19 protein-coding genes are annotated in these 25,735 nt (G+C 67.5%); 10 read left to right on the top strand and 9 right to left on the bottom strand.

The features are described 5' to 3' along the window. Positions 1 to 62: 62 nt before the first annotated feature. Positions 63 to 407: a hypothetical protein gene (locus tag KXV01_RS14095; protein WP_049413396.1), complete on the bottom strand. Its 345-nt coding sequence runs from the start codon at positions 405 to 407 to the stop codon at positions 63 to 65. A 146-nt stretch (positions 408 to 553) separates the two neighbouring features. Between KXV01_RS14095 and KXV01_RS14090 the strand changes: the two genes are divergently transcribed. The 3 genes from KXV01_RS14090 to ligD all read left to right on the top strand — a co-directional run bounded on the left by KXV01_RS14090 (position 554) and on the right by ligD (position 4,526). Continuing rightward, on the top strand, positions 554 to 952 hold the full coding sequence (locus KXV01_RS14090) for a hypothetical protein (RefSeq protein ID WP_049413394.1): 399 nt from the start codon (positions 554 to 556) through the stop codon (positions 950 to 952). A 163-nt stretch (positions 953 to 1,115) separates the two neighbouring features. After that, positions 1,116 to 2,036 (top strand): Ku protein, encoded by a 921-nt coding sequence (locus KXV01_RS14085; RefSeq protein ID WP_049438649.1) that lies wholly within the window; start codon positions 1,116 to 1,118, stop codon positions 2,034 to 2,036. 3 nt (positions 2,037 to 2,039) lie between these two features. Beyond that, complete coding sequence (gene ligD / locus KXV01_RS14080; RefSeq protein WP_049413390.1) at positions 2,040 to 4,526, top strand: DNA ligase D; 2,487 nt, start codon at positions 2,040 to 2,042, stop codon at positions 4,524 to 4,526. Between the two features lie 71 nt (positions 4,527 to 4,597). Here ligD and KXV01_RS14075 read toward each other — a convergent pair whose 3' ends face one another. From KXV01_RS14075 to adh, 3 genes are all read right to left on the bottom strand, one after another. Then, entirely contained in the window at positions 4,598 to 4,990 is a 393-nt protein-coding gene (locus tag KXV01_RS14075; RefSeq protein WP_049413416.1) for a hypothetical protein, read from the bottom strand. A gap of 149 nt (positions 4,991 to 5,139) precedes the next feature. Then, positions 5,140 to 6,168 carry an alcohol dehydrogenase AdhP gene (gene adhP, locus KXV01_RS14070; protein WP_263467876.1) on the bottom strand — a complete coding sequence of 343 codons (1,029 nt, stop codon included), beginning with the start codon at positions 6,166 to 6,168 and terminating at the stop codon, positions 5,140 to 5,142. Between the two features lie 75 nt (positions 6,169 to 6,243). Further along, positions 6,244 to 7,785, bottom strand: a complete 1,542-nt coding sequence (adh, locus tag KXV01_RS14065; RefSeq protein ID WP_005421161.1) for an aldehyde dehydrogenase — start codon at positions 7,783 to 7,785, stop codon at positions 6,244 to 6,246. A gap of 236 nt (positions 7,786 to 8,021) precedes the next feature. Between adh and KXV01_RS14060 the strand changes: the two genes are divergently transcribed. After that, entirely contained in the window at positions 8,022 to 9,911 is a 1,890-nt protein-coding gene (locus tag KXV01_RS14060) for a sigma-54-dependent Fis family transcriptional regulator (protein WP_049413388.1), read from the top strand. Between the two features lie 38 nt (positions 9,912 to 9,949). Here KXV01_RS14060 and eda read toward each other — a convergent pair whose 3' ends face one another. Beyond that, positions 9,950 to 10,588: a bifunctional 4-hydroxy-2-oxoglutarate aldolase/2-dehydro-3-deoxy-phosphogluconate aldolase gene (gene eda / locus KXV01_RS14055; protein ID WP_049438647.1), complete on the bottom strand. Its 639-nt coding sequence runs from the start codon at positions 10,586 to 10,588 to the stop codon at positions 9,950 to 9,952. Continuing rightward, a complete protein-coding gene (locus KXV01_RS14050; protein ID WP_005421153.1) occupies positions 10,575 to 11,594 on the bottom strand; it encodes a sugar kinase in 1,020 nt (339 codons plus the stop codon). Before KXV01_RS14050 ends, eda begins: the two co-directional genes overlap by 14 nt. 283 nt (positions 11,595 to 11,877) lie before the next feature. On the opposite strand from KXV01_RS14050, the gene KXV01_RS14045 reads away from it, so the two are divergent. Continuing rightward, positions 11,878 to 14,628 (top strand): TonB-dependent receptor, encoded by a 2,751-nt coding sequence (locus tag KXV01_RS14045; protein ID WP_049413383.1) that lies wholly within the window; start codon positions 11,878 to 11,880, stop codon positions 14,626 to 14,628. 138 nt (positions 14,629 to 14,766) lie between these two features. Then, positions 14,767 to 18,570, top strand: coding sequence for a LamG domain-containing protein (locus KXV01_RS14040; RefSeq protein ID WP_263467875.1), 3,804 nt, complete (start codon positions 14,767 to 14,769; stop codon positions 18,568 to 18,570). A 34-nt stretch (positions 18,571 to 18,604) separates the two neighbouring features. Here the strand turns inward: KXV01_RS14040 and KXV01_RS14035 are convergent, their stop codons facing one another. From KXV01_RS14035 to KXV01_RS14025, 3 genes are read right to left on the bottom strand one after another with little or no spacing between them, the layout of a single operon-like run. Beyond that, a complete protein-coding gene (locus tag KXV01_RS14035; protein ID WP_005421147.1) occupies positions 18,605 to 19,192 on the bottom strand; it encodes a cysteine dioxygenase family protein in 588 nt (195 codons plus the stop codon). 51 nt (positions 19,193 to 19,243) lie between these two features. Beyond that, complete coding sequence (locus KXV01_RS14030; protein ID WP_111097222.1) at positions 19,244 to 20,866, bottom strand: carboxylesterase family protein; 1,623 nt, start codon at positions 20,864 to 20,866, stop codon at positions 19,244 to 19,246. Beyond that, positions 20,863 to 21,837, bottom strand: coding sequence for an alpha/beta hydrolase (locus tag KXV01_RS14025; RefSeq protein ID WP_099495975.1), 975 nt, complete (start codon positions 21,835 to 21,837; stop codon positions 20,863 to 20,865). Before KXV01_RS14025 ends, KXV01_RS14030 begins: the two co-directional genes overlap by 4 nt. 174 nt (positions 21,838 to 22,011) lie before the next feature. On the opposite strand from KXV01_RS14025, the gene KXV01_RS14020 reads away from it, so the two are divergent. From KXV01_RS14020 to KXV01_RS14005, 4 genes are read left to right on the top strand one after another with little or no spacing between them, the layout of a single operon-like run. After that, complete coding sequence (locus KXV01_RS14020) at positions 22,012 to 22,839, top strand: 2-keto-4-pentenoate hydratase (RefSeq protein ID WP_111097223.1); 828 nt, start codon at positions 22,012 to 22,014, stop codon at positions 22,837 to 22,839. 40 nt (positions 22,840 to 22,879) lie between these two features. Continuing rightward, positions 22,880 to 23,881 (top strand): TRAP transporter substrate-binding protein, encoded by a 1,002-nt coding sequence (locus tag KXV01_RS14015; RefSeq protein ID WP_049413376.1) that lies wholly within the window; start codon positions 22,880 to 22,882, stop codon positions 23,879 to 23,881. A 10-nt stretch (positions 23,882 to 23,891) separates the two neighbouring features. Further along, positions 23,892 to 24,422, top strand: coding sequence for a TRAP transporter small permease (locus KXV01_RS14010; protein ID WP_005421135.1), 531 nt, complete (start codon positions 23,892 to 23,894; stop codon positions 24,420 to 24,422). Between the two features lie 3 nt (positions 24,423 to 24,425). Further along, a complete protein-coding gene (locus KXV01_RS14005; protein WP_005421133.1) occupies positions 24,426 to 25,709 on the top strand; it encodes a TRAP transporter large permease in 1,284 nt (427 codons plus the stop codon). Positions 25,710 to 25,735 lie beyond the last annotated feature (26 nt).

Raw genomic sequence — 25,735 nt, 5'->3', positions numbered from 1 at the left:
TGGCCGGCATCGCTCTGTGCAGGGCAGCCCAGGCGTTGCCGGCCAGCGGCCGGCACTACCCGTCAGTCGGGGGCCTTGGCCGGTACGAACGGCGAGGTCGGGTCGCTGGCCGGGAAGGTCTCCTCCAGCGCCTCGTCCTGGTTGTCGCTGGCGCGCTGCTTGCGTTCGCGGCGCTTGAGCGGGCTTTCCTGGCCGCCACGATGGCGGTCGCCGCCATCCTTGCGGTCCTGGGCCGCCTGTTCAGCCTGGTGCTTCACCGGCAGATGGTCGCTCCCGTGCTCGGCATCGAAGAACGGTGCGCCGGTGCCACGGTAGTCCGCGTTGTCGGCGTCGCGCTTGCCACGCTGCTCGCCGGGAATGGGCGGGTGATTTTCCCGCAACGGGTCTCGGGAGGTCTCTCGGCTCATGGTCTGGCTACCTGCGCTCGGGGTTCCCACTACACCGCGCCACAGGTAAAGCCGCCGCGAACCCGGCGTCATGAACATCTCGCTCACCCCCCGGTAACGGCACCGCGCGTATTCCTGCCCACCCGCCCCCGCTGCAGGAGCCGGCCATGCCCCGTCTTGAACGACCCGCACCGTCCGTGTTCAACGCCCTGCTCGATCCGCTCGGCCAGCGCACCGCACAACGCCGCACGCGCCGCCATGAAGATCCGCAGGCGGTGGCGCAGGACTACCTGCAGTACATGCTCAGCGACTACGAAGAGCGTCGCGGGCAGAACCACCGCAACTGGCGCGATCTATGCCCGGTCTATGCCTTCGCACTGACCACCCACGCTGCCGACTGGCCGCGCGGTGACGCTGCGGATACGTGCGAGGAACTGGCCGAACACTGGGAACAGATGCGCGGGCAGTCGCGGTTGAGCTGGTCGCAGGCACGGCCGGTGGTGGAAGACGCCTGGCGCGCGCTGGATCATATTCCTGCGGTGGCGGTGAGGCCGTTGCTGCAGTAGTGCCGGCCGCTGGCCGGCAACCTCAGGGAACTTCAGGCCGCGAGCTCTGCCGGCCAGCGGCCGGCACTACCGTTCTTCGTAGAACCCACGTGCACGGTATCGACACGGGTGGTTTACACCGTCCATCCGAAGCTGGATGCCCTGCCCCGCCAAAGGTACGCTCATGGCCCGCCCGATCTGGACCGGCACGCTGTCGTTTGGCCTGCTCAACGTGCCGGTGTCGCTGATGTCAGGCGAACGCAAGGTCGATCTGCAGTTCCGCATGCTCGACTCCCGCGACCGCAAGCCGATCCGCTTCGAGCGGGTCAACGCCGATACCGGCGAGGAAGTGCCATGGAAGGATATCGTCAAAGCCTACGAGTACGACAAGGGCAGCTATGTCGTGCTGGAGGAAGGCGATATCCGGTCTGCGGCACCGGAAAGCCACGAAGCGGTGGAGGTGGAATCGTTCGTGGATGCCGCACAGATCGACCCGCGCTACTTCGAGAAACCCTACCTGCTGGTGCCCGGCAAGAAGGCCGAAAAGGGCTACGTGCTGCTGCGCGAGACATTGCGCAGTACCGGCAAGGTGGGCATCGCCCGGGTGGTGGTGCGTACCCGCGAATACCTGTGCGCGGTGATGCCGCATGCGGACGCGCTGGTGCTGATGATCCTGCGCTATCCGCAGGAACTGGTGGATCCCGAAGATTACAAGCTGCCCACCGGAAAGCTCGCCGATTACCGCATCAGCAGCAAGGAAACGGCGATGGCCGAGCAGTTGATCGAGTCGATGTCCGGGGACTGGGATCCGTCGCAGTACCACGACGAATTCCGCGAGCGCCTGCAGCAGGTGCTTAACAAGCGAATCAAGTCCAAGGGCGGTACCACCCGGGTGGAGGATGAGCCTGTACCGCGCGAGGATGCCACCACCAACGTGGTCGATTTCATGGCGCTGCTGCAGAAGAGCCTGGACGCGAACAAGCGTACGCCGGCGAAGAAGACGGCAACGCGGAAAGCAGCCACCAAGCCGACGGTAAAGAAAGCCGCAAAGAAGGCAACGAAGAAGGCCGCAAAGAAAACCGCTGCACGGCGCAAGGCAGGTTGAGCCATGTCGTTGCACCAGTACCGGCGAAAGCGCCGGCTTGGCGGTGGCCTCGGGCAGACACCGGAACCTGACGACACACCCGCACACGGCAACCCGAAGCGGCGGCCGATCTTTGTCATACAGCTGCATCATGCCAGTTCGCGGCACTATGACTTCCGCCTTGAGATGGACGGTGTGCTGAAAAGCTGGGCGGTGCCGAAGGGTCCTTCGCTTCGCGCTGGTGACAAGCGGCTGGCCGTGGAAGTGGAAGACCATCCGCTGTCCTACGCCGTTTTCGAAGGAGACATTCCCGAAGGCCACTATGGCGCTGGCCACGTGGAGGTCTTCGATCACGGCACATGGGCCTGCGAAGGCGATCCACTGCAGGCACTGGCAGCGGGAAAGATCGACTTCGTGCTGCATGGGCAACGCCTGGCCGGCGGCTGGAAGCTGGTGCGCACAGCGATGAAGGGACGCCAGCTGCAGTGGCTGTTGATCAAACGCGACGACGGGGAAGCGCGTGACGCCGAAGCAGATGATCTGCTCCAATCCCCCATGCCGAAACGAACATCCGCAGTGAGCAAGCGCACGGCGGGCAAGTCAACGCGCGCCGCACCGGCTGCACGATCGGCGACCCGCAAGGCCGATGCGCGTTGGCATGCGCGAGCGCTGAACCTGGACGGCGCGCGTGACACGCCCTACCCGCGTGCCTTCAAGCCACAGTTGACCGATCATCGCGACAGTGCACCGGACGGCGAGCGCTGGTTGCATGAGATCAAGTGGGATGGCTATCGCCTGCTGGCCGATCTGCACGAAGGCAAGGTGACGCTGTGCTCCCGCAACGGCCTGGATTGGACCGGTGATTTCCCCGAGGTGGTACAGGCCGTGCAGGCACTGCCGGTGACGGATGCGCGACTGGACGGCGAGCTGGTGGTGCTGGACCGGGATGGACGCAGCGACTTCGCCGCGCTGCAGCGCGTGATCGACGGGAGTTCGAAGCAACCGTTGCGCTACATCGTGTTCGATCTGCCGGGTGTGGCCGGCGTGGACATCAGTCGTTCACCGCTGCTGGAGCGCAAGGCGCTGCTGAAGGATCTCATCGGACCCACGCCCGGAACCCTGGCCTTCAGCGAGCACGTGATCGACCATGGCCCGCAGGTGTTCGATGCCAGCGGCAAGGCGGGATTCGAAGGCATCGTCAGCAAGCAGGTGGATGCGCCCTACGTGAACACCCGTGCACGCAGCTGGGTGAAGGTGAAGCATGAAGACACCGACGAGTTCGTGATTGTCGGCTACACGGCACCGAAGGGCTCCCGGGTAGGGTTCGGCTCGCTGCTTCTCGCCACGCCGGACAACGGCGGATTGCGCTATGTGGGGCGGGTCGGCACCGGCTTCGACGACGAGAGCCTGCGCGCGCTGCTCAAGGCACTGCAGCCACTGGCGGTGAGGACGCCGGTGCTGGAACTGCCCGCGCATGTGCCGTTCCGCGCCGCCAGCGTTCGCTGGGTGAAGCCGGTGACGGTAGCGGAGGTGGCGTTCCGTGGCTGGGGCAAGGAAGGCCTGCTGCGCCAGGCCAGTTTCAAGCGGCTGCGCAGCGACAAGCAGAAGGAGGACCTGGGAGTGGCCGTATCGAGTGCTGAAGCCGGGGGCGAGGTCCAGATCACCCATCCGGAGCGGGTGGTGTTCCCCAGGCAGAAGCTCAGCAAGGGCGACGTGGCGGACTACTACCAGCGCATGGCGCGCTGGATCCTGCCCGAAATTGCCGGGCGGCCCTTGTCACTGCTGCGCTGCCCGGATGGCGTGGGCAAGGCCTGCTTCTTCCAGAAGCACCATGGCCCCGGCCTGGGCGATGCCGTGCACGCGGTGCCCCTGCAGCAGAAGAGCGGCCGCGAGGACTACGTCTACATCGACGATGTGCGGGGCCTGCTGCAACTGGTGCAGATGAACACCCTGGAGCTGCATCCGTGGGGCGCGACCGTGGCCGATCCCGAGCACCCGGATCGCTTGGTGTTCGATCTCGATCCCGGTGAAGGGGTGGGCTGGGCAGAGGTGAAAGCCGCTGCGCGTGATGTCCGTGACCGCCTGCAGGAAGCCGGCCTGAAGAGTTTCGTGCGGCTGTCCGGGGGCAAGGGCGTGCATGTGGTGGTGCCGCTGCGGCCCAAGGCTGACTGGGAACAGGCCAAGGCGTTCTGTGAGGCGTTCGCCCGGGCGATGGCGGAGCGGGCGCCGGACCGCTACGTGGCAACAATGAGCAAGGCCAAGCGTGGTGGCGTCATTTTCATCGACTGGCTGCGCAATACGCGGGGTGCCACCAGTGTGTGCTCGTGGTCGTTGCGTGCGCGCGATTCCGCTGGCGTGGCAGTACCGCTGCGCTGGGATGAACTGGCTCGTATCAATGCCGCCGACGCATTTCCCATGGGCAAGGCGCTGGCGCGCGCGAAGCGGCTGAAGGCGGACCCTTGGCACGGCATCGCGCGGCTGAAGCAGACGTTGCCGTCGCTGAAGCGGTAGTGCCGGCCGCCGGCCGGCAACTGCAGGGTGGCCAAGGTTGCCGGCCAGCGGCCGGCACTACCTGTATGCGCTCAGCGCGGATCGCGCGAGGGACGACGGCCGAACCACCAGCCGGCCAGCAGTTGCAACGGCAGTGACGCCAGCAGTGAAATGACGAACCAGAACGGGAAATCCGCACCGGCCGTCCACATTGCGTAGCCACAGCCCAGCGCGACCAGCGACCAGATCGAGAAGCCGTGCGATCGCGGCCAGCAGGGCGCGTAATAGGTGGCAAAGGAAACCCCGGCGATGCCACCGAGCACGCTGAAGGCGAGATCCCAGCCCAGCTGCACGCTGTTGTTGTCCGGCGACAGGCCCAGCAACGGTGGCAGCCAGCTGGCGACGCTGCTGACCAGCGCAAGCGACAGCACGCCGCCGATCAGGGCAACGATGGACAGGAACAGGGTCTTGAGCACGCCAGGCATGCGCGCATTGTACGGCTGCGGCGGAGAACCCGGCATGCCGGCCAACGGCCGGCACTACCGAAATGTGTGTGGATCCGATCCGATGAATCGGCATGGCCGCCGCGTCCGTGGGAGAGGGGGACGGAGCGACGGCGGCCATGCACAGGCGGTCAGGCGGCGAAGTCGAGCACCACGCGGCCTTCGATGGTGCCCGCATGCATGCGCGCGAACACGTCGTTGATGTTTTCCAGGCGGTCGGTGCTGACCGTGGCCGCGACCTTGCCCTCGGCGGCGAACTGCAGTGATTCCTGCAGGTCCAGCCGGGTACCGACGATCGAGCCGCGCACGGTGATGCCATTAAGCACCATGCCGAAGATATCCAGCGGGAAGTTGCCGGGCGGCAGGCCATTGAGCGAGACAGTGCCGCCACGGCGCACCATGCCCAGTGCCTGCTCGAACGCCTTCGGCGACACCGCCGTGACCAGTGCACCGTGTGCGCCACCGATTTCCTTCTTCAGGAAGGCGGCCGGGTCGGTGGTGCGCGCGTTGACGGTGACCTGCGCGCCCAGCTGGCGCGCCAGTGCAAGCTTGGTATCGTCCACGTCCACCGCGGCCACGTTCAGGCCCATTGCGCGAGCGTACTGCACCGCCATGTGGCCCAGGCCACCGATGCCGGAAATCGCCACCCAGTCACCGGGCTTGGTGTCGGTGACCTTCAGGCCCTTGTAGACGGTCACGCCGGCGCATAGCACCGGCGCGATCTCGACGAAGCCCACGTCCTTCGGAAGCAGGCCGACATAGTTGGCATCGGCCAGTGCGTACTCGGCGAAGCCGCCGTTGACCGAGTAGCCGGTGTTGCGCTGCGTCTCGCACAGCGTTTCCCAGCCACCCAGGCAGTGTTCGCAATGACCACACGCCGAGTACAACCAGGGGATGCCGACCCTGTCGCCTTCCTTGACGTGCCCTACCCCGCCTCCCACGGCCACGACGTGCCCCACGCCCTCGTGGCCGGGGATGAACGGCGGGTTCGGTTTCACCGGCCAGTCGCCCTCGGCGGCGTGCAGGTCGGTATGGCAGACGCCACAAGCCTCGATCTTGACCAGTACCTCGCCCGCCCCCGGGCGCGGTACCACGACTTCCTCGATGACCAGTGGCTTGCCGAACTCACGGACGACGGCGGCCTTCATGGTTCTGTTCATGCATGCTTCTCCGTAGTGCGCTTGCAGACAGGATGGCGCCGGCCCCATGCCTGCGCCTTGATCCCGATCAATCCATCAGAAGAAGCCGAGCTTCTTCGGCGAATAGCTGACCAGCAGGTTCTTGGTCTGCTGGTAGTGGTCGAGCATCATCCGGTGGTTCTCGCGGCCGATGCCCGACTGCTTGTAGCCACCGAATGCGGCGTGCGCCGGGTAGGCGTGATAGCAGTTGGTCCACACGCGCCCGGCCTGGATGGCACGGCCCATGCGGTAGAGGCGCGCGGCGTCCCGGCTCCACACGCCGGCACCCAGGCCGTACAGCGTGTCGTTGGCGATCTGCAGAGCTTCTTCCTCGGTCTTGAAGGTGGTCACCGCTACCACCGGCCCGAAGATCTCCTCCTGGAAGATGCGCATGCGGTTGTGGCCCCTGAATACGGTGGGTTTCACGTAGTAACCACCGGCCAGGTCGCCACCCAGGGTGTTCTGCTCGCCACCGATCAGCACTTCGGCCCCTTCCTGCTTGCCGATGTCGATGTAGGAGAGGATCTTGTCCAGCTGTTCGGCGGAGGCCTGTGCGCCGATCATGGTGTCCGGGTCCAGCGGATCACCCTGCCTGATCGCGGCCACGCGCCTGAGCACCCGTTCCATGAAACGCTCGTAGATGGATTCCTGTACCAGCGCACGCGACGGGCAGGTGCACACTTCGCCCTGGTTCAGCGCGAACAGCACGAAGCCCTCCACGGCCTTGTCGAGGAAATCATCGTCCTCGGCCATCACGTCGGCGAAGAAGATGTTGGGCGACTTGCCGCCCAGTTCCAGCGTCACCGGAATCAGGTTCTGGCTGGCGTACTGCATGATCAGGCGGCCGGTGCTGGTCTCGCCGGTGAAGGCGATCTTGGCGATGCGTGGGCTGCTGGCCAGCGGCTTGCCTGCTTCCAGGCCAAAGCCGTTGACGATGTTGAGCACGCCCGGGGGCAGAAGGTCACCGATGATCTCCATCAGCACCAAGATCGAGGCCGGGGTCTGCTCGGCCGGCTTGAGCACCACGCAGTTGCCGGCGGCGAGCGCCGGGGCCAGCTTCCAGGCCGCCATCAGCAACGGGAAGTTCCACGGGATGATCTGGCCGACCACGCCCAGCGGTTCGTGGAAATGGTAGGCCACGGTGTCCTTGTCGATCTCCGACAGGCTGCCTTCCTGCGCGCGCACCACGCCTGCGAAATAGCGGAAGTGGTCGACCATCAGCGGGATGTCGGCGTTGAGGGTTTCGCGGATCGGCTTGCCGTTGTCCCAGGTCTCGGCGCGCGCGATCAGTTCCAGGTTCTGCTCGATGCGGTCAGCGATGCGGTTGAGGAGGTTGGCGCGCTCGGCGGTGGAGCGCCTGCCCCAGTCTTCCTTGGCGGCATGGGCCGCATCCAGCGCGGCCTCGATGTCGTCGGCGTTGGAGCGCGCCACCGAGGTGAGCACCCTGCCGGTGATCGGCGTGATGTTGTCGAAGTACTGGCCGCTGCGCGGTGCCACCCACTGGCCACCGATGTAGTTGTCGTAGCGGGGTTTGAACAGCGTGCCGGGACCGGCCGGGTCGGTTGAGGGCGAGGGCGGGATTGAAGCAACGGCATTCATCGGGGGCACTCCTTGGATGGCCCGGACAACCCGGGACCTGCCCGGCTACCGCAACGAGCGTGCCAATCCCGCCGGTGCTGCGGCGCATCACGCGGCGCGGCGGTATCAGTGTTGGCGGTCCCCTGGCGGAATGCCGCAGCGCACCAGTGGACGTCATGGCACTTGAAGGCGGGATGTGCTTTTAATCGAAACAGTGCCCGCAACAGCTGTCGCAGAATGCGACAAGGAGCGAGAGGGTGTCCCAGCCGATTCTTCCCGAGCGCGTCGGCGGCGCGCGCCGTGCCTTCTTCGAGCGCGGTGCAGTGCCGGCTGGCGTGGTACCCGACGCCATCCTGCAGTCGTGGCGGCGCTGCCAGCGCCAGGGCCTATCGGTGGATGCACGGCCCGACGTGGCGCCGGTGCCCGAACCCTCTCTGCGCGAACTGCGCCAGCGCCGCGAGCGCCTATGGCGGCTGGCCCGGCCCGAGCTGGAAGGCCTGGCCGGCTCGCTGGCCAGCAGTGATGGCATCGTGCTGCTCACCGATGAGGAAGGCTGGGTGCTGGATGCCGAGGGCAGCAACAGCTTCCTGGACCGTGCCGGCCAGGTCGCGCTGATGCCCGGCGTGCGCTGGGACGAAGGCACCGTCGGCACCAATGCCATCGGCACCGCCATCGTCGAAGGCCGCGCCCTGCAGGTACGCGGCGGCGAGCATTTCTTCGCCCCGCACGGCATCCTCACCTGCTCGGCCACACCGATCTTCGATCCCTTCGGCCAACGCGTGGGCGTGCTCGACATTTCCGGTGACGCGCGCCACGCCCATCTGCATGCGCTGGCGCTGGGTCGCCAGGCCGTGGACCAGATCGAGCACCGTTACTTTGCCGACGGACTGGACGACTGCGAACTGCTGCACCTGCATGCCCAGCCGTTGCTGCTGGGCAGCCCGCGCGAAGCGCTGCTCGGCTTCCGCAACGGCCGCCTGGTGGCTGCCAACCGCGTTGGCCTGGGGCTGTTCGGGCTGGACCGGCACGACATCGGCCACGCCTCCTACGAGGCCCTGTTCGACCAGCCACTCGCGCGGCTGCACGACGACGGCATGCTGCTGGACCGGCAGGGACGCGCGCTGTACGGCCACAGTGAAAGCAAGCGCCGCGCACGCGCCGGCAGCGTCGTGCCCGCACGCGCTCCGCGCGTGGTCCCCGTGGCTCCCGTGCCGGCGGCGCCCGGCACGGTGCTGGCCACGCCGGTGCAGCAGCAGTTGCACCGGGCCGTGCGCGTGCTCGATGCCGGCCTGCCGGTGCTGGTGCAGGGGGAGACGGGCACCGGCAAGGAAGTATTCGCACGCGAGCTGCACCGCCGCAGTACGCGCGCCGGCCAGCCGCTGGTGGCGGTGAACTGCGCGGCCCTGCCAGAGGGGCTGATCGAAGCGGAGTTGTTCGGCTACGAGGAAGGGGCCTTCACCGGCGCGCGCCGGCAGGGCAGTACCGGCCTGCTGAGGCAGGCCCAGGGGGGTGTGCTGTTCCTCGATGAGATCGGCGACATGCCGTTGGCCCTGCAGCCGCGACTGCTGCGCGTACTGCAGGAACGCGAACTGTCACCGCTCGGCGGTGGCCGTCCGGTAAAGCTGGACTTCGCCCTCGTCTGCGCCAGCCACCGCGACCTGCAGCAGGCCGTGGCCGACGGACGCTTCCGCGCGGACCTGTACTACCGCATCGCCGATCATGTGGTGCACCTGCCCACCCTGCGCGAACTGGACGAGCGCGGCGCCCTGCTGCAGGCGCTGTGGGCACCGATGGCCCAAGGCCGCGTACTGCAGGCCGAGGTGCTGGAGCTGCTGCAACGGCAGCGCTGGCCGGGCAACCTGCGGCAGCTGCAGGCCTGCCTGCGCACCCTGGTGGCGTTGAGCGACCCTGGCGAGCCGATCACTGCAGCACACCTGCCGGCGGACCTGATGAGCACGCCGCTGTCGCCGCAGGTGACGGCCGCAGACAGCGCCTGCGCTGTCCGCGGTGGGCTGCGCGATATCGCCGAGGAGGTGATGCGTCAGGCCCTGCAGGCCGCCGACGGCAACATCTCCGCGGCGGCCAAGCAGCTGGGCATCAGCCGCAGCACGCTGTACCGGCGCCTGGGCCGGCCCGCCACGCGCTGAGCGCGCGCGACGGTGCCCGGTGCAATGCAGCAGCGGCCTCAGCCGGCCAGCACTGCGGCCTCGCGGGCCAGGCGTTCGATGGCATCCCAGTCGCGGGTCTGCAGCAGCGCCGGGGTGGTCAGCCACGAACCGCCCACGCACAGCACGTTGGGCAGGTGCAGGAACTGTGGTGCGGTCTGCACGCTGATCCCGCCCGTCGGGCAGAAGCGGACATCGGCGAACGGCCCGTGCCAGGCCGACAGCAGCGCGGCGCCGCCAGCCTGCACGGCAGGGAAGAATTTGAACGTATCCAGGCCGTGCTCCAGGCCCAGGATCAATTCCGACCCGGTGGCCACGCCCGGCAGGTAGGGCAGGTCGGCATCGCGGGCGGCTGCATACAGGGCCGGCGTAGCGCCGGGCGACACGGCGAAACGCGCGCCCGCCTCCCGGGCCGCCTGCATCTGCGCGGGCGTGAGGACGGTGCCGGCACCGACCACGGCATCGGGTACCGCCTCCCGCATCGCCCGGATGGCGTCCATCGCCTGCGGCGTGCGCAGCGTGACTTCGATTACCGGCAGGCCACCACGGAACAGCGCCTGTGCGACCTGCACGGCCTCCTCCACCGAGCCGGGGGTATACACCGGAATCACCGGTGCCAGTTTCAGCACCGCGCGCACGCGCGGATCAGCGGCGGACATCGAATCGCTCCTCGCCCATCAGGGCCAGCACGTCAGCTTCGCTGACAGGATTGAAATCACCGGGGATGGAATGCTTCAGGGCCCCGGCGGCCAGGCCGAAGCGCACAGTGGCGTCGGCATCAAGGCCGGACAGGATGCCATGCAGGATGCCGGCCGCGAAGGCATCGCCACCGCCGATGCGATCGACGATGCCCTGCAGCTGGCGCACGGGCGCCTGCGCGCGTGTTCCGTCGCGGCCCAGCAACAGTGCACCCATCGCATGGTGGTCGACGCTGATCACCTGCCGCTGCGTGCACGCCATCCACTGCAGCTGTGGAAACGCTGCGAACGCAGCGACGGCGGCGGCCTCGACGCGGGCGACCGGCTCCTGTTGCGTGAACGGCCGGTCCAGCACCACCTCCATGTCACGGTGGTCGGCGAAGACGATGTCGGCCTGGGCGAACAGCTCGTGCAGCACGGCCTGGGCGTCACCACCCCAGCGCTGCCAGAGCCTGGGGCGGAAGTTGCCGTCAAAGGAAACACGAACCCCGGCCTGCCGCGCCGCGCGTGCGGCATCCAGCGTCGCTGCGGCGACCTCCGGCCCCAGTGCCGGGCTGACCCCGGACAGGTGCAGCCAGTGCGCGCCCTGCAGCAACGCCGGCCAGTCATGGTCGCCCGCAGTGCTGCGCGCGAACGCCGAGTCCGCGCGGTCATAGACCACTTCGCTGGCACGCTGGACCGCCCCGGTGGTGAGGAAATACAGCCCCATCCGAGCGCCCGGCACCTCGTGAACGTGGCGGGTGTCCACGCCGTGCCGGCGCAGTTCTGCCAGCGCGTGGGCACCGAGCGGGTTGCCTGCGACCGCGCCGACCATCGAGACCTGGTGTCCCAGCCGGGACAGCGAGACACCCACGTTGGCTTCCGCTCCGCCCACGTGCACCTGCAACTGCGGAGACTGCAGCAGCAGCTCGCGGCCGGGCGCACCCAGGCGCAGCAGCAGCTCCCCGAAACACACGATACGACCCATCTCCGCTCCTTCGTGCTTGCCGCCAGCGTGGGACACTGCGCGGCATGGTTGTGGACCACGTGGGGGTGTGGCGTTGACTAGCGGTGTCATTCTAGACCGAAGTTGCGCCGCGGGTGCTCGGTTCGCATGTCGAAACCATTGTCCTGCAAGCGTCTTGGAGACATTGCGGATCTGTTGCGCTGCAAGATGCCCGATTCGAGGCGTGCTGTTAACGTCGGCTTTGACCAGCGGTGTCATTCCGCTGCACAGCTGCGATACCAGACCTTTGGGAGAGGGGAAAGGCATGCAATCTCGGATCCACGGAAAAAAGACACCGGTTACCTTGCTGGCAATGGGCGTGGCGCTGGCCCTGTCCACCACGGCGGCTGCCCAGCAGCAGGCCGCCACCGATCTGGACACGGTCACCGTCACCGGCTACCGCGCCAGCGTTGAAAAGGCGCTGGACATCAAGCGCGGCGAAGCCGGCGTGGTCGACGCCATTGTTGCCGAGGACATCGGCAAGTTCCCCGACCTGAATCTGGCCGAATCACTGCAGCGCATCCCGGGCGTGGTCATCACCCGCGAGGCCGGCGAAGGCCGCAACATCTCCGTGCGCGGCCTGGGCCCGGATTTCACCCGCGTGCGCATCAACGGCATGGAGGCGCTGACCACCGTCGGCGCCGGTGACCAGAGCGGTGGCACCAACCGCGGCCGTGGCTTCGACTTCAATGTGTTCGCCTCGGACCTGTTCTCGCAGCTGCTGGTGCGCAAGACCGCCTCGGCCGACGTTGAAGAAGGCTCGCTGGGTGCCACGGTCGATCTGCGTACCGCGCGGCCGTTCGACTATGAGGGCTTCACCTTCGCCGCCAGTGGCCAGGCCAGCTACAACGCCATGGCGGAGAAGGCCGACCCGCGGGTCGCGGCGCTGGTATCCAATACCTTCGCCGATGGCACCTTCGGCGCCCTGCTTTCGGTGGCCTACTCCGAGCGCCAGGCGCTGGAGGAAGGCTCCAACACCGGGCGCTGGGCCAACGGCCCGAGCAACGGCAATTTCGCGGCCTCTTCGCCGTTCGCCGCAGCGCGTGGTGCCAACGTGTTCCATCCGCGTTTCCCGCGCTACGTGCAGATGGAGCATGAGCAGAAGCGCCTGGGCGTGACCGGCTCGCTGCAGTGGAAACCCGGCGATGCCACTGAAATCTCGCTCGATGCGCTGTACTCGAAGATCGATGCCACCCGCGATGAAAACTACATCGAGGCGATCTCCTTCAGCCGCGGCACCAGCAGCACGCCGCGCCTGGTCGGCAAGCCGGCCATGGTGGTCCGCAACGGCGTGATCGAGAACAACGCCCTGGTCCAGGGCGAGTTCGACAATGTCGACATCCGTTCCGAAAGCCGCCATGACGAATGGAGTACCGAGTTCAAGCAGATCGCACTGAACGGCCAGCATCGCTTCGGAGATGATTTCACCCTGTCCGGCAAGATCGGCATCTCGCGCTCCAGGCATGAGAACCCCGTGCAGACCACGGTGATCATGGACAAGTATGACGTCGATGGTTACAGCTACGACTATCGTGGCAACAACCGCGCGCCGGTCCTCAACTATGGCATCGACCCGACCAACCCCAACGGCTGGGAGCTGGCGGAAATCCGCCTGCGGCCGCAGTACGTGGACAATGACTTCGATACCGGCCAGATCGACTTCAACTGGAATCTCGGCCCGGGCTTCCGCCTGAAGGGCGGCGTGCTGGCCAAGGACTACACGTTCAGCACCACCGAGCTGCGCCGTGCCAGCGAGCTGGCCGTACCCGGCTTTGCCGATGGCACGAAGGTCGTGCCGGCGGGCATGACCACGCCCGCAGGGCTGAAGGGCATCAACGGCAGCCCCGCCAGCTGGGTCGTCCCCGACCTCGGGGCGATTGCCGAGCAGTTCGACATCTACAGCAACAGCGGCAGCTTCGCGGTGGCGCCGCGTGCCAACAATGTGCGCAGCGTGGAAGAAAAGGACCGCGGTGCCTACTTGATGGGCGAGTTCTCCACCGAACTGGGCAGCCTGCCCCTGTCGGGCAACGTGGGCGTGCGGTACGTGCGCACCAAGCAGTCCTCCACCGGCCTGTCCACGCTGGCCAACGGCACGGTGCAGACCACGGCCAACCGCACCTATGACGACACCCTGCCCTCGTTCAACCTGGTGGCGGAAGTCACGCCGGACTTCCTGATCCGGCTCGGCGCGGCCAAGGTGATGAGCCGGCCGGGACTGGGCAGCCTGACGCCCGGTGCGACCGTGGCTGTGGCCGGCGGCGCGCGCACCATCTCCAGCGGCAATCCTGACCTGGATCCGATCCGCGCGACCAATGTCGATCTCGGCTTCGAATGGTACTTCGCCGAGGGTGCGATGGCCGGCATCGGCCTGTTCTACAAGGACATCGAGAGCTTCATCCAGACCACCCGCGAAGTGCGTCCCTACAGCGACAGCGGCCTGCCCGCCTCGCTGCTGGAAGGCACCGGAGCCTCGGCCAGCGATGACTTCACCTACAGCAAGCCGGTCAACACGCCCGGTGGCGAACTGCACGGCGTGGAAGCCAACTACACGCAGCCTTTCACCTTCCTGCCCGGCAAGTGGGCCAACCTCGGCATACAGCTGAACTACACCTGGGTGGAATCGAAGATCCAGTACCTCAACTCGGCAGGCCAGCCGGTCATGAAGACCGATCTCACCGGTCTGTCGAAGTCATCGTGGAACGCGACGCTGTTCTACGAAGGGGAGCGGTTTGCCGGCCGCATCTCGGCGACCAACCGCGATGACTACCTGACCCAGGCCCCTGGCCAGGAGACCGGCTTCAATCTGGATGGCTATCACGGCATGACCGGCACCACGGTGTTCGATGCCTCCGTCCGCTACAAGATCAGCGACCAGCTGGAACTGAGCCTGGAAGGCATCAACCTGACCAACGAGGCCTCCGACGAGTGGGTCTACTCGCCGCTGACCGGCCGACTGCCGTTGCAGTACACCGAAACCGGCCGCCAGTTCCTGCTGGGCGTGCGCTACAAGTTCTGAGCAACGCCGGCGGCGCGTGCCGATACGCGCCGCGGTTCGCCATGACCGCTGCTGCGCCGCAAGGTGCCGCTGCGGCGTGGCCTTGCTACGGTCCGGCGGCCCGCCGCCGGCCGTCGCCCGTTGAAAGGAAATGTCTCCATGCCGCACCGCACGACCGTGTTCCGCTGCCTGCTGCTGGCAGTCGCCCTGGCCGCAGGCCCCGCGACGGCCGCCGCCGATGTCCCCACCCTGCTCTTCCATGTGGATGCCAATCACGGCCTGCAGGCCGTGACCGCTCACGGTGAGGCCGTAGCGAACTTTCGCGACAAGGTGGCGGTGGTCGACGACGGCAAGCATGGCAAGGCCATCCAATGGGAAGACGACGGCGTGCTTGCCTGGGATGCGCCGGGCAACATCCTGGCCCAGCGCGGCACGCTGGCCTTCGACTGGCGTTCACGCTACGCGGTGGGTGAAGCGCCGTTCGTGATCTTCCGCGTCGGCTACGCCGACCACAGCAGCTGGGACATGGCCTGGCTGCGCATCGACTGGAACGGGCACGGCTTCGATGCCTTCGTAACCGATGCCAACCTGGCACGCACCCGCGTGTCGTTCCGCATGGATGCACTGCCGCGTCCCGACCAGTGGTTGCACCTGGCCTTCGCCTGGGATGAGGACCAGGGCGTGCGCCTGTTCATCGATGGCCGCGAAGTCGCGCGCGCGCAGGCCACCGGCGATTACGATGCCGCGCTGGACCAGCTTGGCCTGGCCGGTCGGGTGATGGCGCCGTACCAGGTGCAGAGCCGCTACAACTTCCTGCGTGGCAGCGATTTCCAGCACATCCGGGTCTACGACCGCATGCTGGATGTGCCAGCGGTGGCAGCGCTGGCTCGCGGGCGCGAACCGGCCAGCGCCGTGGGGGTTGCCGATAGCACGCGCGCCTGGCGCCACCGCTTCGGCTGGGATGGGGCTGCACCCCCAGCGGTGGCGGCGGGCGGCACCCGCATCCGCAAGATCGAATTTGCCGACACCCGTGACCTGAAGGCGTGGATGTGGAAGGCCACCGATGGCATCGCCGAAACCACCTGGCCGGGCGTCTACAACCGCTCGCGCCTGCCCGGCCGCAATGACTACTTCCAGCTTCCGGACTGGAACACCTATGTGGAAGGCGGCCAGCACCTGGACCTGACCCTGCCGGCCACCGAAACGGTGAATCGGGTGGAGATCCGTGGTGCGGCCTTCGGCACCCTCTCCCACGGGCCCGACGCCGAACATGCCACCGACGTGCTGATCACGCGCCCGCGCGGCGTGGTGCGCAGCGTCGACAACATTGCCGCGCAGCGCGGCGGCGTGCTGCGTTTCAGCAACGTCGAGCAGGAAACACCGATCCAGGAAATCTGGGCCTACCACGTGAGCGAGGGCGGCGAGCCGGAAGGCACGGTGAAGCAGACCTACATCATCGACAGCCACGCGCTGCCCGACTACACCAACCTGGACGCATTGCGCCGCTACATCGATGGACGTTTCCCGGCCGCCGAACGCAGCACGGTGATGGCGCTGCCGAAGGGCGCCGGTTCCCGCCGCCGGGATGCCGGCACCCTGCCTGCGCATCCGCGGCCCATCGTGCACGTGCTGATCCCTTCCGGGGTGGGCGATGCACCCGCCAACCAGCCGCTGATCCGCAGCTGGGCCTACAGCTGGGAGAACATGCACGACGGCCTGGACGGCGTGGCCATCGACCTTCCCGCGCTCAACCTGCCGCCCACCCACGATGGGCTGATCCCGCTGAACATCCGCATCAAGGATCCGATCTGGCCGGCGCGCGACATGATCGACGTATCGGTGTCGGTGCCACCAGGGCAGAAACGCACGCTGTGGCTGGACCTGCGCGATCGCATCCTCACCCCGGACAGCCTGTGGCTGAGCATCGCCTCGGCCGCACCGGGCTTCGATGCCGATGCCCTCGACGGTGCGCAGGTCCGGCTGGTGTTCAAGCCGCGCGCCGACGCGCTGACGGAGCACGTGGCCGACCGCTTCAACCAGGTCCGCGACAACTGGGGCTTCCTGGTGGAAGAGCACACCACGTCCAAGCGCCAACGCCTGTACGCGCGCGTGTATGCGGACCTGAGCGACCTGCTGCGGGTGGACCCGGACCATGAACTCGGCCGCCTGTACTGGAACTACATCAGCTACAACAGCCAGGGCCGACCGCCCTACACGGCGCCTGCCGTGCCCAGGGGCGTGCCGGCGTGGGCATTTAACCAGGTGCAGGACCTGGCGCAGGTGCGGCAGTTCGTCGACTGGTGGATCGATGAACGGCAGGTGGCCTACGGGGATTTCGGCGGTGGCATCTCCGACGATTCCGACCTGACCCAGCAGTGGCCGGGGCTGGCCCTGATGGGTGTGCAGCCGGATCGATTGAACGCCTCGCTGACCGCGCTGTCCGATGCGGTGTACCGCAATGGCATGTTCAGCAACGGCTTGAGCACCATCGAGACCGACGAGCTGCATTCCTATGAGGAAGGCATCAACACCAACAGCGCCATGCTCTACCTCAACTGGGGCGACCCGCTGACGCTGGAACGCCTGATGGAAACGGTGAAGGCCTTCGACGAGCGCATCATCCTGCGCAACCCGCAGGGCCACCTGCTGTTTTCCAGCAACTGGTTCGGTGGCAACAAGGTCTACCGCGAACCGAACTGGCAGTGGCAGAAGCCGTATTCTTTCCCGGTGCTGCACCCGGCGTTCCTGCTGGGCCAGTACAACGCCGATCCCACCGGCCGCGCGCTGGTGATCGGCCTGGCCGATGGCTATCTGGCCCACGCAGGCAAGGACGACAAGGGAGGCTTCACCCTGCCCAACGAGATCAACTGGGCCAGCGGTGCCACCCGCGGCGGCGAGTTGAACAACGGCTCCGGCAACGGCGACACGATGCACACCTTCTGGGCGGCGTGGCGCTGGAGCGGCGATGCGAAGTACCTGCAGGCACTGGACTACCGCGTGGCCCGTGGCGGCCCGGGCGCACTGGCCAACCTGGGCGAGAACGTCGTGGACGTACTGGGCCGGCAACAGGACTGGTACCCGCTGCTGCGCGCCGAGGCCGACGCGGGAAAAACCGGTTTCGCCAGCCTGATGGCGTGGCAGGCCAGCGGCGACAGGTCATACATCGCCGCCCTTCATGCCGACGGCCTGCAGGCGAAAGTGCAGCGCGCATACATGAACACCGAGGGCCACTGGTGGTCCGACCGCGTGGAAGCGCCCAGTGAATTCCTGCAGCGCGCACGCCTGGGTGGCATTGCGCTGAAGCGCAACCAGAGTTGGCCCGGCCATACCGTCAGCTGGCGCTTCGACCGCGAGGGAGCGGCCGAACAGGTCGCCCTGCTGGTGCATGCGCCGTCGCGTGAACGTTTCACCGTTACCAGCTACAACCTGGGCACGCGCACCATCGGCGCCGACATGACCGGCTGGAACGTGGCCAGCGGGACCTGGCGGATACGCAGCGGCGTGGATGCCGATGGCGATGGCCACATCGACGGCACGCCCGCCGAACGCCGCGTGCAGCTGGAAACCAGCGCTTCGGTAGCGCTGCAGTTCCGTCCCGGGCGTACCGAGGTGTTCGAGTTCGAACGCGTGTCCGAGGGAACACCGGTGGAAACACGGCCGGACCTGGGCGTGGGTCGCGGCGACGTACGCATCGACGGCAGCCAGCTGCAGGTGACCGTGCACAGCCTGGGGCATGTCGGCACCGGCATGGGCGTAGCAATGCTGGAAGACGCGCGCGGTCGCGAGATCGCCCGCACGGACGTGCCGGCGCTGGGGGCACCCAGTGACCTGCAGCCGAAGACCGTGCAGGTCTGGTTGCCATTGCCGGCCGGCGACCGCAGCGGCCTGCGCGTGCGCGTGGCGCTGGCCGACGGTGGCGAGGAAGTGACCCGGCTCAACAACGTGGTCGGCGTGCCACGATGATGCCTGCATTACGCCCGGCTTGATCCGGCGCGGGTCAGGACGCCTCGGTCTCCAGCCGCTTCATCCGGCGCTGGTACCAGCCATCATCCAACGGCTCGAACACCGCGCTGCGTTCCATCACGCCCTCGTAGACGTGCAGCGACACGGCCACGTCTGCGTCGCTGGCGTTGCACAGCGTGTGGTACTCGTGCGGCGGAATCAGGCTGCCGGCGCTACCACGGTGGCCGTACAGCGTGGGCTGGGCGGCAAAGCGATGACGTTCGCCATCCTGTTCAATCAGCGCATAGGGAGTGACGATCAGTTCGCCCTGCCAGACACCTTCCACGCACCACATGGCATCGTGGTCATGCAGGGGCGTGCCCTGGCCTGGGCCCCAGCACATGGCGATGACGCTGTAGCCCAGGGTCGGGCTGCGGTGCAGTTCACGGCGTGCGTAATGCCCTTCGACCGGGCGCCGCACGCAGGGGGGCAGCTGGATGGACGGATCGACGATGGCCTCGCGCAGCACCCGCTGCAGCGCACCGGTGATGGCCTCCGGCGTACCCAGCATCACCGCGGCATCGATCGCAGCGAACAGCCGTTCCCGGCCGGTGAATGACGGTGGCAAGGACATCGTTCCCATGTCCCGACTCTAGCCGAGAGGGGTTAACAGAATGTTTGCACCGCGGTGTCATCACTGCGTACCGCGCTGCACGAACGGTACTTTCGCGTACAGCGCACGTTCGCCGGCACGAGGATCGTCCACCACGCCGCTCTGGCGATCGAACAGCATGGTCTGCCGCCGGGGCAGCGCGTAGGGTGGCCATTGCGGCATTCCGCGATGATTGGGGTCGCCGTTGCGCGCGAAGGCGATCAGTGCGTCGCTCATTGCCGCCGCCAGCGTATGCGCATCCGCGCCGCCACCGGTGCGTGCGCCGGGCAGGCCGGCGTTGTCGAACACCAGTGGGATGTCCAGCGTGTGGAAGGCGCGCAGCCGGCCTTGCTCCACCGGTGAGCCCCAGTCCAGCTGGTAGGCCCAGGTGGGCGCGGCCCCACTGGGCTGGCGCGCACGCGCTTCCAGTTCCTCCACTGCGCCGCGCCAGGAACGGCCTGCGGTAGTGGCTGCGAAGAACACCTCCGAAGGCGTGTAATGCGGGTACAGGCGCCGATACTCGGCGATCACCGTCTGCGGCAGCAGATCCACGAACTGCTGGCGTTGCAGCTGTGCCGGCAGCGTCTCCCAGGTCAAGGTGAAGTTGGCCGGATCGTTGCCGAGGAAGGCGCGGGTCTCGTCGCGCGTATTGCCGATCACCATCGGAATGCTGGCCGACTGCCGCGGTGCCTGCGGCCAGAACGGATGCACCGGAAGGGAGACTTCGTCCAGTACCGGCCCGAAGTACAGCGATGTGCTTTCCACCCGCGATGGATCGCGGGCACGGGTGGCTGCAAGCAGATCGGCGGCCGGGAGCCGCAGCAGGGCAGACAGGTCCTTTGCACCCACTGCCTCCATTGCAATGGCGGCGCGCTGTGCGGCGGCACGCGGGCCGGCCGCGGTGACCTGCTGCCCGCTCATTGTCCACGCGCGCTGGAACAGGCCGCGTGCCGCAGGCATCGCCATCAGCGTGGCGATCTTGGCGCCGCCCCCGGACTGGCCGAACACGGTGATGTTTCCAGCGTCACCGCCGAAGATCGCCGCGTGTTCGCGTACCCACTGCAGCGCCTGTACCAGGTCGAGCTGGCCGACATTCCCCGACGCGGCGTAGCGTGCGTCGCCAAGTGCGCCCAGGTACAGGTAACCGAAGGTGTTCAGCCGATGATTGAGGGTCACTACCACCACATCGCCGCGGCGGCACAGCGCACTGCCGTCGTACAGCGGATCGCTGCCGGAGCCGTTGTTGAATCCACCCCCGTGTATGTAGACCAGCACCGGGCGGCGGCCGCCATCCCCCAGTGCGGGGGTCCAGACGTTGAGGAACAGGCAGTCTTCGCTGCCGGGGCCTTCCGCGCCGCCCTGCGGTGCGGCCGCGCCATAGTCCAGTGCGTCGGCGATCCCGTTCCATGCCGCTTCCCGGCGTGGTGGCTGGAAGCGATGGGTGCCGGTATCGGCGCCGTAGCGCACGCCGCGGAATACCAGCACGCCTTGTTCATGCTGGCCGCGCACGCGCCCCCCGCGCACGCGGACGATCGGCAGGCGTTCGTCGCGTGCACCGGGCAACGCCGCTGCCGGCAGTGCCACCAGCGTGGCCGTGGCCAACGCCCAGCGCGCGCTGTCGCGCAGGAAACGGCGGCGCTGCAGATCGTCGGGTGCTCCCGTCATCGGCTGCCCTCCGCACCCTTTCCTGCTGTCAGCCATGCCTGTGCCAGCGCTGGCCACTGCGCCAGGGTGGAGCCGGGCTGCAGGCGCATGCCGAAGCCGTGGCCACCATGGGCGAACACATGCAGTTCGTGCTCGACACCTGCCCTGGCCAGCGCCTGCGCCATCACCTCGCTGTTGTGCACGCTGACCACGCGATCGTCGTTGGCATGGATCAGCATGGTCGGTGGCATGTCCGCGCGCACGTGCTCCTGCACCGAGTACTGGGCCGCCAATGCGGGGTCAGGGTGCTCGCCCAGCAATCGCCCGCGCGAACCGCTGTGCGCATGCGCGCCCATGTCGATGACCGGGTAGACCAGCACCGCCCGTGCCGGGCGCGCGCTCAGCTGATCGATCGCATCGCGTGCGGGATAGACCGGAGCATCGAAGCCGGTGGCCAGCCGCGCAGCCACGTGGCCGCCGGCGGAAAAGCCCATGACCGCCACATTGTCAGCCTCCAGGCCGCGGCGTGCGGCCTGGTCGCGCACGACCCGCAGCGCACGCTGGGCATCGGCCAGCGCCGCCTGGCGGTCCCTGCCCGGCTGCGGCAGGCGGTAGCGAAGCACGAACAGGGTGAAGCCTGCCCGCTGCACCCAGCCCGGCACCAGCGCGCTGCCCTCCTTGTCGATTACCACCCGCTGGTAGCCGCCGCCCGGAATGACCAGCACCGCCTGCCCGTTCGGACGTGGCGGCGCGTGCACGATCATGTATGGCGCATCGATCCCGTCCACGAACCGGTCCGGATGGGCCGGATCAGAGCTGCGCTCAACCACCCGCGCCTTCCGTGCCGGAGCGCTCTGGCCAGGTACCTGGCCGTCCGGCCACAGCGGCAGGCGTTCGCCCGCCACCTCCCCGGCAAGCCGCTGGCCGTCGCGCAGCGGGACGTCGGCGGCACGTGCCGGGGCAAGCGTCAACAGAACGCACAGGAACAGCACAAGAGGGGGCAGACGCATGGTGGACCGGGCTCCAGCGAAGGGTGGGCAGCGTGCCGCAAGCGCCCCGGAAGCGGGTGTGATGCGCTGCGGCTTGCGCGATGACACCGGTTTACCATATACACCTCCTGCAGACGCTGTCGATGGGCAGTGCAACAACGCAGAGGGAGACCGTTCTTGAGCAACGAACACGGCACACAGGGGCAGAAGCCGGCGCCGGACGGTGCAGCCGCCATCGCCCGCGCCTTCACCGATGCACGCCGCGCAGGCAAGGCCCTGCCCGCGTTCCCCGGAGAGATCCCCGTCGATCTGGTGGCTGCCTACCACGTGCAGGACCAGGCCATCGGTCTGTGGAGCGATACGGTGGTCGGCTGGAAGGTGGGTTACATCGCTGCCGAGCGTCGCGACGGCTCCGGCGATGAGCGCCTGCTGGGGCCGATCTTCAAACGTCAGCTCTGGAATGATACCGGTGGAACAAGCGACATCCCGGTCTTCGGTGGGGGCTTCGGCGCAGTCGAAGCAGAGTACGTGCTGGAGCTGTTGGAGGACGCGCCGGCCGGACAGCTGCACTGGTCCCCGGAACAGGCCGAAGCGCTGCCTGCGCGCCTCTACATCGGCGTGGAAGTGGCCAGCAGTCCGCTCGCCACCATCAACGAACTCGGTCCGCGCGTGGTGGTGGCCGACTTTGGCAACAACAACGGCCTGGTGCTGGGCCCGGAGATCGTCGACTGGACCGCACGCGACGAAAACTCGCTGCGTGCCGAGACACTGATCGAAGGTGAGGTGGTCGGCACCGGTGGCGCCACCCGCCTGCCCGGTGGCCTGCGGGCGGCCTATGCCTTTGCGCTGTCCCGTTCGGCCCTGCGTGGCCGGCCGCTGCGCAAGGGCGACCTGATCGCCACCGGCAATGCCACCGGCATCCACGATATCGAGGCAGGACAAACGGCGCTGGTGCGCTTTGCCGGCTTCGGTGACATTGCCTGCCGGGCCGTGCCCGCGGGATGACCGCGGGGCTGCCCTGGTGAACACGCGCGGGAGGGCGCAGATGATCACACGACGTAACTTCCTGGCCGGTGGCGCTGCTGCCCTGGCCACCCCGATGCTCGCCGCCTGTGGCCGCGGGCCGGGCAGCGATCTGGCCGGTGGCGCGCTGTTGACCGCCACCGACGTGCACGTGGCCGACTACCCTACCGTCACCGCGGTGAAGTGGATCGGCGAAACGCTGCAGCGCGAAACCAACGGCCGCCTGCGCCTGCGCCAGTACCACTCCGGCCAGCTGGGCCGCGAATCCGAGGCGATCGACATGGCGCGCTTCGGTGCCATCGATATCACCCGCGTCTATGCGGGTGCGCTGAACAATGCCTTTCCGCTGACCCAGGCGTTGTGCCTGCCCTACGTGTTCACGTCGGTGGCGCACCAGCGTGCCGCGTTGGATGATGGCGTGGCCGAAGCCGTGCTGCGCGGCTTCCAGGGCCGCGGCCTGGTCGGCCTGGCGATCTACGATTCCGGTGCACGCTGCTTCTACAACACCAAGCACCCCATCGTTTCGCCCAAGGACCTGCACGGCCTGAAGCTGCGCGTCGCCTCATCGGACATCTTCATCCAGCTGATGCGCCTGCTCGGCGCCAACCCGACGCCGATGTCGCTGGGCGACACGTTCTCCGGCATGGAAACCCACATGATCGACGGCGCCGAGAACAACATGCGCAGCTTCCATTCCAGCCGCCATTTCGAAGCGGCGCACTACTGGTCGCAGAGCGACCATTCGTACGCGCCGGACGTGTTGCTGATGTCGCGTGCCAGCTTCGAACGCCTGTCGCCTGACGACCGCCAGCTGCTGCTGCAGACCGCGCGCGCATCGGTGAAGGTGATGCGCGAGCAGTGGGATGCGTCGGAGGACGCCGCACGCCGCGCTGTGCTGGCCTATGGGGTGAAAGCCAACGAGGTGGACATGCCCGCCTTCCGCACCGCCGCCCAGCCGCTGCTGCAGCAGTACCTGCAGCAGCCGGAGATCGCCGCGCTGGTCGACCGCATCCGCGCCGCCTGAGGACACTGCCATGACCGAGACGACGACGCCCGCCACCGGGCCTGGCCAGCGCCTGCTGGACCGCATCGCCGACATCGCCATCTACGGCGCCGTTGCTGCCCTGCTGGGGCTGGTGGTGGTGCAGGGCTGGCAGGTGTTCGCGCGCTACGTGATCAACGATTCGCCCAGCTGGACCGAGCCGGTCACGCTGCTGCTGCTGGCCACGGCGATGAGCCTGGGTGCCGCCTGCGGTGTGCACACCAACCGCCACTTCGGCTTCTTCCTGCTGCACGCCTGCATGGGCCCCGGCCTGCGCCGTGCGGTGGACGTGCTGGTGCAGCTGGTTGTGGCGGTGCTGGGAGGCTTCATCGCCTTCTGGTCGGGTGATCTGCTGCTCGACGGCCTGGACATCAAGACCGCCGGCGCCGATCTGCCGCAGAGCATCAACTACCTGCCACTGGCGGTGGGCGGCGGGCTGATGCTGCTGTTCGCGCTGAACCGTGCGTGGAACGCGCTGCAGGCCCGCGCCACCGGCGCCGAAGACGCTGAAGGAGATCGTTGATCCATGGGTATCACCATCCTGTTCTCCGTGTTTGCCGTGTTGCTGCTGCTCGGCGTGCCGGTGGCTTACGCGCTGGCCGCAGCCGCGCTGGCCACCCTGCTCTACCTGGATATTCCCAGCATCGTGCTGGTGCAGCAGATCTCGGCCGGTACCGGCTCGGCCTCGCTGATCGCCATTCCGTTGTTCATCTTCGCGGGCGAGATCATGATGCGCGGCGGCATCTCGGAGCGCCTGATCGCCCTGGCCTCGTCGCTGGTTGGCCGTTTGCGCGGTGGCCTCGGCCAGGTCTCGATCCTGTCCTCGCTGTTCTTCGGCGGCGTGTCCGGCTCGGCCATCGCCGATGTCTCGGCGGTGGGCGGCACGATGATCCCGCAGATGGTCAAGCGCGGCTATGACCGCGACTTCGCGGTGAACGTCAGCATCACCGCCGCGCTGGTGGCGCTGCTGGTGCCGCCGTCGCACAACCTGATCCTGTTCTCGGCCGCTGCTGGCGGGGGCCTGTCCATCGCCGACCTGTTCGCCGCCGGCATTGTCCCCGCGCTGCTGATGACGCTGGCGCTGATGGTCACCGGCTATGCGGTGGCGCGCCGCCGCGGCTATGGCGTGGAGGTCTTTCCCGGCTGGCGCGCCGTGGCCCTGCGCATCGTCTCCGCCCTGCCCGGCCTGGGCCTGGTCGCGCTGATCTTCATCGGCATCCGTGCCGGCATCTTCACCGCGGTGGAAAGCGCAGCCATCGCCGTGGTCTACGCCTTGCTGGTGACCACCGTGCTGTACCGGCAACTGCGCTGGCGCGAGTTCTTCGACACCGTCATCCACGCTGCGCGCAGCACGGGCGTGATCCTGTTCGTGATCGCTACCGCTGCCGTGTTTGGCTGGCTGCTGGCCTACCTGCAGGTGCCCGCGGCCGCCGTCGAGTTCCTGCAGTCGTTCGCGCACAGCCAGTTCATGGTGCTGCTGATGATCGTGGTGATGCTGCTGTTGCTGGGCACCTTCATGGACCTGGCGCCGATGATCCTGATCTGCACGCCGATCTTCCTGCCGGTGGCGCGCGCCTACGGCATCGATCCGATCCACTTCGGCCTGGTGCTGGTGCTCACCGGTGGCCTGGGTCTGGTCACGCCCCCGGTAGGCTCGGTGCTGTTCATCGGCACGGCCATCGGCAAGATCAGCGTGGGCCAGAGCATGCGCACCATCTGGCCGTTCTGGTTCGCCGCGCTCGCCGTGCTGCTGGTCGTGGCCTTCTTCCCCTCACTGTCGCTGTGGCTGCCCGCCGCGCTGCGCGGCTGAGCCACAAGGAGACTGCCATGCGTGCA

The organism is Stenotrophomonas sp. Ps181 (genome assembly GCF_025697425.1).
Taxonomy (GTDB): domain Bacteria; phylum Pseudomonadota; class Gammaproteobacteria; order Xanthomonadales; family Xanthomonadaceae; genus Stenotrophomonas; species Stenotrophomonas sepilia.
The sequence above is the reverse complement of the archived record's forward strand: the minus strand, read 5'-3'. Positions and strand labels throughout refer to the sequence as shown.